The 13,178-nt window shown below is 37.4% G+C and carries 6 protein-coding genes; all 6 read right to left on the bottom strand.

All coding sequences use genetic code 11. The features are described 5' to 3' along the window. Nucleotides 1-185: 185 nt before the first annotated feature. A complete protein-coding gene (locus tag KKC91_01425) occupies nt 186-3,947 on the bottom strand; it encodes a PQQ-binding-like beta-propeller repeat protein (GenBank protein MBU0477219.1) in 3,762 nt (1,253 codons plus the stop codon). Nucleotides 3,948-4,160: 213 nt separating this feature from the next. Then, nucleotides 4,161-4,847, bottom strand: coding sequence for a response regulator transcription factor (locus KKC91_01420; protein MBU0477218.1), 687 nt, complete (start codon nt 4,845-4,847; stop codon nt 4,161-4,163). Nucleotides 4,848-4,870: 23 nt separating this feature from the next. Then, complete coding sequence (locus KKC91_01415) at nt 4,871-6,625, bottom strand: tetratricopeptide repeat protein (GenBank protein ID MBU0477217.1); 1,755 nt, start codon at nt 6,623-6,625, stop codon at nt 4,871-4,873. 72 nt (nt 6,626-6,697) lie between these two features. Next, nucleotides 6,698-9,304, bottom strand: coding sequence for a hypothetical protein (locus KKC91_01410; GenBank protein ID MBU0477216.1), 2,607 nt, complete (start codon nt 9,302-9,304; stop codon nt 6,698-6,700). Nucleotides 9,305-9,322: 18 nt separating this feature from the next. Next, on the bottom strand, nt 9,323-10,615 hold the full coding sequence (locus KKC91_01405; protein ID MBU0477215.1) for a hypothetical protein: 1,293 nt from the start codon (nt 10,613-10,615) through the stop codon (nt 9,323-9,325). A gap of 4 nt (nt 10,616-10,619) precedes the next feature. Continuing rightward, the coding region (locus KKC91_01400; protein ID MBU0477214.1) for a hypothetical protein at nt 10,620-13,178 on the bottom strand (2,559 nt) is incomplete at its 5' end.

Below are 13,178 nucleotides of genomic sequence, written 5' to 3'. Positions count from 1 at the left end.
TTGCCCGCTCCAGTGCGGATTCTGGATAATATACCTGCATAACTAACCTCCATAGTTAAGCTACGCATATTACCATATCCCGCTTTGAAAGCGGACATTTCATTTGTTAATAAACCGGACATTTCACTATTTTATAACATAAATCTCTTGGTGCCTGGAAAGTGAGAAAGGTCTTACTATAACTATTAAACTTCGTCTCTTGCTCTTTCCAAAGCTTTATATTGACTACAAAGGTCGTCAGCTAAAGGTATGCACTGAAGATCAATGCCAACTATTGTAGCCCAGAATTGTTCCAAATCAAAATCTGCCAAACCTAATTGTGCTGGTGTTCTTATAAAAATATCAAAATCTAACAAATGAAAATCAACACAAAAACTATGAAAATCTTCCGGTGAATCTGTTATTACTACTGCTCTATTATTTTCAGGAAGTTGACTCAGTGCATCTCTGAATCCCTCTGGATTAGCCATTGCTCCGTCACCTAAAAATAACACTACTGTATCGTGCAATTCTGTTAGAGAAATTGGAGATCGTTCAGATCCTATCGGTATGAATGTAGCTGTAAGCGCTCCAGTCTGTGGCTGGGATAGAGCCTGCCTTAAAACTGTTGGCAAATATACTCTTGCTCCTATATCTTTTGAATCGCCAAATACCCATCCATCTAACCCTCCTGCACTATTATTCTCCGTGGCTCCAACCATAACATATCTTCCATCTGTCCCTAACATTATATCCCTTACTATATCATTTATACCATCATCATGTTCGGTAAGTATCCTTATGCCTTCCACTGTCCCATCAGGACGCAATACAGCAACGAAAACATCGTGTGTACCAGTAAGAGGATACCTGGCCTTTTTATAACTTCCTACTACAACATATCTACCATCAGGCAACTCTATAATTGAGGTGATTTCTTCTGCACCAAAATTAACACCAATTAGTGGTGTAGGTACATAAAACTGTCTCTTCCACTCTACATTAAGATCATGTCCAAACTTAATAACCAACGCATCTTTTGTCTCCGGCCAATCAGGCTGCCATCTTACCCAGCCACCCATAATAAATCCACCATCTGCTGTAGGAATAATACAATTCATCGATTCATGAGTTGCCGTGCTTATATATTGCACGCCCCCTTCCACCTGCCCAAATTCATCAAGGTTATATACCACTATATCTGTACTATAATTAAATGTCTCCTCAACTTCAGACCCTACTACAATAAATCCGCCACCCTGTCTCCTGGCAATATCACTGGCATATGAACAAATATCGTGAGCACTTGGCATCTGCTCACGCCATACGACTTCTCCTGAAGAATCAATTTTTATTACAAAAATATAATCGTTTGCAGTCCCCACAAACACATATCCACCATCATCAGCCTCAACAACAGATTTGGCATATATATTTTCAGCTTCTACTCCGAACATACTCTCCCATTCTACCTCTAAATCAGAGCTTAACTTAACTGCCCGCATGTACAATCTTCCATCCTGGTCATAACCCCACCCTGCTGCCAGAAAACCACCATCTCCAGTTTCTATAATATCTCTAAAGCCATTATTTCCGATAGAACCAAATGTAAATTCGCCTGCAAATACCCCATTTGTATCAAACTTAACAATCCAACCTGCTACTTCTCCATCATTAATACTCTTGTTACCTGCTATAATATAGCCTCCTGCAGAGCTCCTAATAACTCTATGAAACTCATCTGATCCCGCTCCTCCATACTTATATTGCCACGCTATTGTAGGCATGCCTATATAAATTGGGGATGGGGCCTCACCATAATATCCTGTCTTTCGTCCATCTCCCCTATCTTGTTCCCATTCAACAAGTCCAGCACTACCAATTATTACCTCAAATGCATAAATGTTACCTGGACCCGAAGTTTCTGCATTGATAACAAGTTCCATCCTTCCATCCCCATCGAAGTCTCTTATCCCAGGCTGTAATGTCCAATTCTGTTCCATCTCTAACGTAAACTCTTCTATCTCTGTACCATCATCACCACGCCATGCACCAAGGTATTTCTTATCATCTCTACTAAAAGGAACTATTACTTCACAAATTCCATCATCATCTATGTCAGCAATTGCAGCTGCTGATGGATACCATCGCCAGTCCACAGAAGTCTCCCATAATGTTGTCAAATCCGGATTTAAAACAATGATCCCGTAACCATACGTCGCTACAATCCTGACTATCCCATCTCCCATAACATCGCCAAGCGATAACTTAACATCATAAATAAGAGGCACTAATACTGAAATCTCATGCCTATGCAACACTTCACCTGTCTGACCATCAAGTACATAAATATCCCTATCGACACCGTAGCCAGTAGGGGTAGATTGATTGCCTGTTCCTACTACAATCTTTATCTTCCCGTCACCGTCAATATCTCCAGCCACAATATCTGAAATATGCTCAATCTTATTCCCTGATATAGGATCGTGTACTAACGACTCTGTACTCCATAAAATTTCTCCAAACCTATCTAAAACATAAACACGTTCCATATCTGCAACTATTACATTCTCTAAACCATCGCCTGTAACATCAGCCAAAACCGGCGGTACCTTTGAATCACTAAGAAGAAACTCCTTTTCCCAGATCACATTTCCATTACCCGAATCTAATAGTACTACTTTCTCTCCTGTTACAGCAACTATTTGCTGACCTGCTCCTATAACATTATTCCCTACCGCCACTCCTCTACCACTCGTTACTCCAGGAATCTCTTGTTGCCATTCTACTGTACCAGTATTTATATCTACAGCTATAACATCTACTCCATCCTCTATGTTACGCATAATTACAAGCTTGAACTGACCATCACCATTGAAATCACCAATAGCTATGGGCTGATCTACATTTACATTTGTACCACCCGGTAATGTAATTGTAATTCCTTCTCCTCTTGCATTAAGAAGTGTTACCTCGCTTCCTTCTTTATTAACAACTGCCGTAGCATAACCTGTTTCTTGAGGTAAAAGTGTAACTGAAGCCTTCATGCCACCGCCAACACTGTAAGGCCAACTGCCTTCCTCTATAACAGTATATAGCGAAACAACAAATCCAGGTTCCAGTGTTTGTCCCTCCGCGGTTACTCTTCTAGCCCTTAGGTCTACAACAGCAGCAGTTGTTGATATGCCTCTATGCAGCGTTCGATAAACTGATTCTAATGTTGGTAGAGCTAGCATTTCTGTTGTAAATCTAAGGAAATCTCGTCTAGAAAATCCTGCTCCACGTACTGGCCTATCTGCGTCAGGTACTTCAGCCCGTCGTATAGGTGATTCCTCCACTTCTACATCTCTAATTAGTTCCACGAGCCTTGCAGGTAATCGAGTTACACTATCGTGATCGTGAAAGCTCAACAACAAAGCTCTAATCTCATCAGGATCACCTGTATCTAAATATTCAGCAAATGCCTGCTTACGTTCTTCTGAATCAGGTATACGTGCAAATTCGGAATCTCTGTCTCTGTACTTAATTGTCACTGCAAGTTCCTCTACCTCATGTTGTAATAATATTTTTCCGTCTTCTTGATTAAAAGTATCAGCATCCACAATGACAATACCTGCTCTAGTTTTCAAATAAGCTGGCAGACTTGTGCCTTTCAAAAAACCCGGGACAATATATATTTTTATCTCGCCTTCTACGCCAAACTCCGCTTCTAAATCCTCCCGCCTATTTTCTGAGCTCAATGCATTATTCTTCCCAATCCATTGTTCTGCGACTAAATATTGAAATTTTGTTATAAACCCTGGGGCTCCTCCACGAACACCATCACTATCCATTGCAGTTGCAAACGGTATCCTGAGGTGCGTTTTATTAGATATCTCTATACCATATACAGAGGTGTTTAAAATAAATAATAGACATATAAATAATGCTCTAACCTTTAAATTATTAATTCTTTTAAAGTTCATCATAAAACACCTCCATATTTTCTCTGCCAAGATCTTAAAAAAACACATCGATTATCTGTTCTTTTTATATCTTCACAAAAAGAACGGCTTTTTTAACCTCTCACTCTAAAGTGTATCAGATAATTCGTCACTGTTTGTCACAGAAGTGTAAAACTTATGTAATCTTTAATATGAAGATAAGGAGGTAAATGGAAGGCTCTATATTGGCAGACTAAACTAATCTATAAACTTATAGCCGACCCCTCTAACATTTAAGATATGTATTGGTCTAGCAGGGTCTTTCTCAATCATTTTTCGCAGACGAACAATATAATTATCGATACTACGGCTTGAAAGCGCAAATTTATAATTCCAAACATCTCTCAGAATATCACTGCGATTTACAACCTCTTCTTTTCGTTCAATTATATACTTCAAAACCTCACATTCTCTCGCTTTTAAACGATATATCCGTGAGCCTCTTTTGACTCTATATTTCCTAAAATCGATATGGACGTCTCCAAATGAATATGTATCCAGAGAACGCACAGTTTGCTGTCGTTTTACTCTTCTAAGTAACGCGTGAATACGCGCTATGAGTTCGTGAATACTAAAAGGTTTTGTTAAATAATCATCAGCTCCAATTTCTAATCCAAGCACCTTATCAACCTCATCAGATCTTACAGTTAACATAAGTATGGGCCTTTTAACATTGCGTTCTCTCAATTCTCTGCAAATTTCAAGGCCATTCATCTTGGGTAACATGACATCAAGAATAATACAATCAAGTGATGAGTCTAATGCCATATTTAGACCTGTTTTGCCATCCATTGCTGTAATAACAGAATATCCTTCCTGTTCCAGGTTATCTACTATACCTTCAAGAATTACAGGATCATCTTCAATCACTAAAATTTTTCCCATCGGCTTTCCCCTTGATATGTTATTTATTGTTCATATAAAGGTAATCGTACGATAAACCGGCTACCCTTATTAATGGTACTTTGGACTTCAATGTATCCTTTGTGCGCTTTAACAAGATATCGCGTTAATGCTAATCCCAGTCCACTGCCCTTAGACCAATATCCTGACCCTCGTTTTCCACGATAGAACTCCCCGTATATTCTCTTTATCTCTTTTCTAGGTATACCGATACCTCTATCAACAACTTCAATAACTGCGTATCGAGTCTTGGGTTCACAACGCACAATGACGTCTATAGGTTGATTCTTATCTGAATAATGATGAGCATTATTAAGGAGATTAAGAACTACGTGTATAATCGCATCTTTATCGATATTGACATATACAGGACTGGTTCCAAAAGTCGATTTTATGTTTGGAGTTTTTTCTATGTATGCCGTAGAAAAAAAAGCTATACTTTCTTTAACAATTTCTACAATATCTTGTTTTTTTAAATCATATTCTCTCACACCGCGCTTAATTTTAGAAAAACTGAGAATGTTTTCTATGAATTGTGTTAATATGCTGACTTGACCCGAAATATGATTTAAATAACGCCTATTTTTTTCAGGATCTTTTATCCGTGACTGCTGCAGGGTTTCTACTGATATCTGCATAGCAGTCAAAGGTGTTTTTAATTCATGAGAAACATTCAACATAAATCTCTGCTGCATACGACGGGTTTCTATTTTTTGATATATTCGGATGCCAAGATATACAAAAACCCACGAGATAAAAACACCTGCTATAACAACAATCAACCCGATTCCTGCAAGCTCTAACATTCTCCTGGCATGTATATCTTTAATAACATTTTTTGCTCTAACTTCGTCACGTTCTGTATCAAACACGATATCCTCTATAGGGAATCCCTGCATATCTGTAATTCTAAAATAGAAACCCCAACTTCCACTTGTCTCGGCAATCTTAAGCAAAATCATGTTCCATCCTTTAGAAAATCTCGTCCTGACAATATTTTGATCAAGTGAGGCTGTACGGAACACCTCTCTTTTTAACACCATCTTACCATTTACCCAAGCCATGACCCCATCATCACTCCCAATGCGAACCTCTATAGTTCGATCTTCCGCGGAATATGCATAAGTAAGGGCATAGGCAATCGTATTATCATTAGGTGAAAACATAGAATTCAGATTTACATATCCTAAATTTTCTGATGGTATGATCTTGCTCCAAGTAACTAAACCAATATCCCCTTCATATACAGAATCTAACTTGACATCCTTCTCTGGAGGATATACCGTATCTAACCCTCGTTCTAACTCGTAAGAGAAAGGGCCTATGACATACCAATCTGTTACAAAAAAACTTTCTTGAGCAAGTTTGATAGCTAATAAGTGACTCTTTGCAAAAGAAAACCAGTATAAATTTGTGGAAAATTCAAGTGACTTCTGATAAAACTTTTTTGCTTCTTCAAGCTCTCCAAGTCGCTCATAACATAAAGCAATATACGCATAGATGTAACTCAAATCCGGATTTAATTCAACAACTTTCCAGAAATATTTAATAGCTTCTTTCGGTCTATCTAATCCCTGTAGATAAGTATCTCCCATATCAATATAATATCCTACTACCAAAGGAAAAGAATGGATCAATTCTTCAAGAATAGCAATCGCTTTATCATATTGTCCTAAATTTCGATATTTAATAAATTCAGCTTCTTTATTTGCGCGAGATTGAGAATCCATCTCAATCTCAGATGGACTAAGTTCCTCCATAGAAAAGGCAATGCCACCTGCTATACAACACAAGATAAACCATGTAAAAAGGACTATTCTCAACAATTTACATCACTCAAACCTTATCACTCCAAACAGCCATGGTTTATGTGTATGGCCATAAGTAGATACCCACTGGCACTGCTCATTTTCTTTTGCATGCCTCGATATGGAAAGATTAAATCCCCATATCTCACCTTTCGATATACGCGTATTTTTTAAAAGAGAAAGAGGTATAGCTATCTCTACGCTCCACTTTTCCTTTGTTACAGACGTTCCAATGTTATAGTCCCCATCCCAATCATATACAGGTATGCCATCTTTCAATATAAGATCAAGCACGTTTCCCTTTGTATTCACGAGGATCTGTTTAAAAGATTTTAAACTATATCCTGTATCAAAGAATAACTCCAAACAGTCATCTTTCCATAAATTCTTATCATCTCTTATTACGTGGCTTGCCTTCAATTCCTTAATAAACGGCTCATAACATTCACTTGCCACATATATATACCTTGCATCTCTTGCTATCCATGCCTTCATTTTAAGATTAACTTTTTCTCCATCACTACACCTGTAAAACTCATCAATAGAAACTGCCTCTTTCCACTCTTCTGGCTCAATTATTCCATCTATAACCGGTTCACTGAATGCTTCCCTTATCGTGATCGCCATTCCATTTTCTTTCATCACTTGGAAAAACTTTTCCATATCTTTTTTTTCATAATAAGCCCTTGCTATTATGTTGCAAAACTTCGGACTAGTAGGCGAAATAACGGAACAGACCATATCGACTGTATCCACAGTATCCATTTTAAGAGCATTCATCTCCTCTAACAATTGCACAGTCTTTAATTCAAGTAAAACTTTTAATTCCCTTAACTCTTCCGAGTAAGACGGCTCAGTTTTGAAAGTATTATTTGCTGCTTGTGACAAACGGCTTATCAACTGAACTGCTGATTGCAAGTCGCAATTCTCTAGATAGTCTTTAAAATATGCGGGTCTAATGTCTCTCTTTCGTTCCGCAAAAATCATATCAATCTTTCCCATAAACTCATCCGATGAAGAATCATTGAAACATAAATAAGAGATTACATCCTTTAGAATCTCACTATCACCATACCGTAAAAGATATTTTACTATACGCTCGACTTCTGAAAACGCTATATCCTTCTCTTCTAATATATCTAAAATAAATGCGGCGATTGTCCTCTCGGATAAAATCTCCTCGAGTTTCTCATCCGAGAAATCTATCAACTCTTCTATAACTGAGCTATATAATACTGATAGGATAATTCTGTTTTTCTCAAGCTTCTTTTTATCTTTTAAACCCCGCATTAGTTCATTTATCTCAGCTGAAAATAATCGTGAATATATACTTTCAAGTTCAGTATATAAACTATCCAGAGAAATCTTAGCTAGTGTATAATCCTTATCCAAAAATGCCTTCGATGAACGCTTTAACTTCTTTGTATAGTTCCTACAGAAAGGGAGCCTATTTTTCTTTGCGCCATTTGCAAGTTTACGAAGATTGTATATTCTAGCTGGAATAGTGAGGCCTGAGTAATCTGGATTGAAATCTTTATATCGTGCTATTTGTTTAAGTGTCTCAAAAAGATAGGTATTTTTAAATTCTTTTGTTGGTTCCAACACCGACCCTTCAGGAAAGTCGTTCCACGTAACTATCTGGATAAACCCAGGGTCGTGTCTAATTACATGTTCCCAATAAAGAGAATAATGTGATAATCCATTTCGATATGTTATATGAGGGCCAGTACCCCACCCCCAACATCCTGTATTATCAAAACCAGGCGAAACCAGACCAGAGATAAATCGAATACGTGCCTTCTCAAGCTCAACACTAGACCTCTTATAAAAATCCTCCAATTGATGAAAATTTTGTTCAAGCCACGGAAACATTGCGTCTGATACGCCAAAATAATCTTCGGATAAATACCAGTGGAAATCGTGCATAAGAAAATAATTGTACGGCTGAAGCAACAGCGCATACTCATCGGCGGAAAATCCAGGAGAATCGACTGAATCAGAAGGTTCACTATGGCTAAAATTACTAAACACCACCCTGTCTTTTATTCTAAAGTATGATCTATAAGAAGAATATTTTTTATTAAATCTTTTAATGGTAAGCTCTGTATTTTTTATAACCTCTTTTCTGGTCTTAAGCTTATTATAAGGAGGAAACATGCTCTTGTCATCGAAACATACACATATCTTAAAATCTAACTTTTCAGAAAGACGAAGTAGTTTTTTAAAAGATATATCATTCTGGTTGATGACATCTTGATCTTTACTAAATCCATACCAATTTACCATAAAACCGTCTATACCTGCTGCCTTCGCAAGTAATATATGATATTCTAATACATCTTCATCTGTAGAGTCATAGGGTCCAATTAATGGGTACAGAGAAGAGGCGATATCCTTTCTACCTCTCCAATCGACATAATCAGGATAGTGATGTTTATCTTCTGGAATTGAATTTAAGGCGATGGCCCAGTTAAACCATTGTCCTGAAGTTTCTTTGTTTCCGTACCATGCCATATAATGTGCAAACACATATTTTCCATTTTCTCTTTCCGAGGCACATATTCCGTCAGGGAAACTGGCATATATTAGACATATAAAAAGCAATAGATTTATTCTTTTTATCATATACATGTTATGAAGACACGCATGCTATACAGTCTGAATGATAGATAACGCATCTTTGTATCTACCTGAAAAGAAAGAAGTTACAGCATTAGTTAATTTCTGCTCTGCATCCTGCAGAGGCCTATTTTTCTTAGCCTTTATACGAGCATTATAAATTAAGTGAGGAATATATAAAGCTTCATCTGGAGTCTCACTTATTCCCTTAAAAGCACGAACATGTTCTTTAGTTTTCTTCAAATACTCATACCCATAACCAAAACCATAATCAACACCTTCTCTACCTATACGATCAATACTCGGTTCTATCTCAGTCCCTTCATTCCAGTCGTTCCAAGTTACAATTTGCATCCAGGGTACAGGCACATCTTTATCCGACTCAAAAGATTCTATATATTGCCAAAAACGTTTCCAAGTAAGATCATATGTATTACATTTCCTGGAATCTCGTTTAATGAAACGGTGTGCTTTTTTATTTTTAGGATTACAAATCCAACAGGCCCCAACCCCTACATCATCAAACCCAGGATAACAACCTGCTATAGCAAACTCCATATTTTTTTTATTACCTTTCAAAAAATCATAAAATAAATCCAGATTTGATTTACCCCACTCCGTTCCATCCCACGAATGGGCAATCACCCATGCATAAATACTCTCAACCCCACGTACATTAAGAAACCCTCCTTCTTCATTCACCTGAGGAAAATGGTAAGAGAAAACTGGACAAATTTTCAATCTATCAATTATAGATAAAAGCTCACCTGGTCTAAAACTCCTTCTTGGGCCCGTAAAATAAGGGAACACCAATAAAATAGGGGCCTTTTTTTTCTCATCCCACACATAGACACTCTGATCACTCATATAATTCTTCCACGCATATTCTAATGTAGAAATAGCCTCCTCTTTATTGCCTCCCGCGTAGCTATCCTCCCAGGCTAACAACAGCCTGAAATCTGTCCCATAATTTGAATTTATCTCTTTTATCTTATCTCTTAATACCAAAGTAGCTTTATCCACATCTCTAGCATCATCTTTTCCAAACCACTCTACTATGAACCCATCTATTCCAGCAGCTTGTGCAAGCATAATGTGGTATTCAATCACATTTGGATCAACTGAATCATATGGCCCTATGAGAGGATAATGTACTGAGGCAATATCACGTAATCCGGTAGTAGGATCAATTTTATCTGGATTGTGTTTACACGAGCGTTCCCTATTATTATCCCAGTGAAGCCACTGGCCTCTACCGCCTAAAGAACAAGGGGTTTTAAACCAAGCAACATAATTAGCAAAAACTTTCCTGGATAACTCCATACACCTATCCTAATGTAACATGGACAGTATGAGTTCCACTTTTAAAGGGAGAAATGACTCCTCCTTGTATCTCTTTTCCATCAACAACCATCCTTTTTACAATCGCTCCCTTCTTATGACCTGGATTCTTAATAGAAATTTCATATCTAGCTCCTCTAAAATCTACGGTCATTGAGCAGTGTTTCCACTTAGATTGCGATGGAAGACACGGATCTATCCTTAAACCTCCACTTTCTCCTCTTATACCCATCACATAACGCTCAAACAATAACCTTGTCCAAACAGCAGAACCTGTCAGCATGGGATATTCAGCCCGTCCACTGAAGTTTACATTATCTGACGAGACATAATATTCGGGGAGCCACGGAGGAAGCATTGCTTCAGTCTGCTCATGATTTAAAGGATTAATTCCATCCCATACCTTAAAGGCATCATCTGCCCTTTTTAATCTTAACATAGCATACATCCAGAATAAGTTAGCGTGGTTAAAAACTGCATTATTTTCCTTAGTCCCTGGAGCAAAACCTGTAATCCTCCCTATTCTTTTATCAAACTGTGTATAAGGTGGATAATTCAATTTATATCCGCCAACTTTTCTATCATACAAATATTTATTAACAGAATCTATTACAATATCTATTTTCTTACTTTCAGCTACGCCTGATATAATAGAAAAGGCCTGTGGCATCAAATATATCATAAAATCTTCTTTTTTATTGCTAAATACAGTATCAATCGGTTTGCCTTTTCCATCAAAGTAGCCTATGTAATATTTACCATTCCAAGCAATGTCGTTTATCTGTTTTTTCACAATAGCTGCTTTCTTCCTCAAATCTGCCATCAGTTCGGAAAGTTTAATCTCCACCTTCTTTCCGGATATATCTTTATCTACAATTTCAAGATAACTGTCAAGCCTTTCAATCTTTTTCTTCTTAGAAATTTTATTACTACCAATTAAAATTGTAAGCTCTTTAAAGATTTTAACTTTATTAACACCCTTTAGTCTCTGCATCTTCTCTAAATAATCAGCCAACTCCGTTAAATCTTGAACTAATCCCATAGAGAAAGTAACACTTTCTCCTCTTGTCTGGTCAACACTATCGTTCCAATCAGCTCGTTTAATATTAAGAAGATTGTTTCTCCCTACATCAAAATACATGGATAAAAGCTGGACTAACAAATGCTCAAGTATAGATCCTGTAGCCTCACTTCCTCCTTTAGTCCTTGCGTTTCCTATAGTTCCGACCTGCCAATCTTTATCCTTTTCATCTCCTCGATGGAGATAAATATCACGGAAATACTTTATTCCATCTCTAAGCAAAGATTTTACATCTCCTAACTGCTCTATATAAAGAAGTACCGTCTGCGTAGTCCAATAAGGATGGTCAGACCATAACCCATTTACTTCATCAGAACCGAATTTCTTCGTTCTGGAAAAAAACCTCGTAGCATTTGTCCCATCAAGACGAATTCCCGACAGGGTATAAAGTAGATACTTTTCAACTTCAATTGGATCTAGTAAAATCATACCCATCATATCATGCCATATTTCACGCCATCCACTGAAATCCATGCCATAATCAAATTGGGGATGGCCGGTATTTCCGAACCAAAAACGCATGGATAATTGATATAACCACCATTTATTCCAAGAAATATCAAAGTTTTTATCATCGGTCTTTATGGTTTTCTTCTTTGATTTTTTTTGCCAAAAATTATTTAGTTTCTCCTTAGCTACTAAAATCCCACTGTAATTATATTTCTTTACATACTCCTTTACTTTCTCTTTTTGAAGAGCTATGCCGTTGATAACTCCGCAGGAAAGGGTCTGACCTGGTTTAAGCCTAACATTTGAAAACTCTATTGCTCCTACGGCCTCTTTTCCAAAAACATTAAATTTCGGCCTTATCTTTGCTGCCAAAGAAAGAGGACAATCCCATCTGTAATGCGGCCCAAGGAAGGTTTCTCTATCAGAATAAAAATAATTTCCTCCTTTCCCTTTAGAAGACGAGGCATGCATGAAATAAGAGATGCTACTATGATCTGTACAACCTTCTATCCACTCTAAACCAGGATATATAATAATTGTCGAGGTTTTATTATCGTGTATAGATTTATTATATAATCTCACCACATCTCTATGATACTCCGTATAACTACGACTTCCCCCAAAGATTGGTACAGTTGGTATTATATCGACCTTCTTTGTATGCTTTCCTATATTAGTCAGTTCTATCAACCACAACTCAACAGTATCATTCAATGGAACAAATACTGTTATCTTTCCCTTCAGTCCTACAGAGTCCGTTCGATTTTCTAAACATACAGAACCTAATCCAAAGGTAACTGTAAACTCTGTTGGGCTAATCGTTCTTGCTGGCGCATAATTAATAGGCCATAGAACTCCGTTTTCCAACCTTATCCAAACCACCCTTCCTTGGTCTTTGGGAAAATTTGGGCCATCAAATTCACCAAACATCTTCGTATAGTCAATCCCGGAAAATCCACGTAAGAATTGATCTGAGACTGAAAAATACTGAGGGGTGGTAGCCATCATAGTTGA

The sequence above is a fragment of the bacterium genome (assembly GCA_018812485.1).
GTDB lineage: Bacteria > JAHJDO01 > JAHJDO01 > JAHJDO01 > JAHJDO01 > JAHJDO01.
The sequence above is the reverse complement of the archived record's forward strand: the minus strand, read 5'-3'. Positions and strand labels throughout refer to the sequence as shown.

What these genes read in the sequence shown, in the direction of transcription:
- KKC91_01425 (MBU0477219.1), bottom strand. Translation starts at nt 3,947, where the DNA reads ATGATGAACTTTAAAAGAATTAATAATTTAAAGGTTAGAGCATTATTT.
- KKC91_01420 (MBU0477218.1), bottom strand. Translation starts at nt 4,847, where the DNA reads ATGGGAAAAATTTTAGTGATTGAAGATGATCCTGTAATTCTTGAAGGT.
- KKC91_01415 (MBU0477217.1), bottom strand. Translation starts at nt 6,625, where the DNA reads ATGGAGGAACTTAGTCCATCTGAGATTGAGATGGATTCTCAATCTCGC.
- KKC91_01410 (MBU0477216.1), bottom strand. Translation starts at nt 9,304, where the DNA reads ATGTATATGATAAAAAGAATAAATCTATTGCTTTTTATATGTCTAATA.
- KKC91_01405 (MBU0477215.1), bottom strand. Translation starts at nt 10,615, where the DNA reads ATGGAGTTATCCAGGAAAGTTTTTGCTAATTATGTTGCTTGGTTTAAA.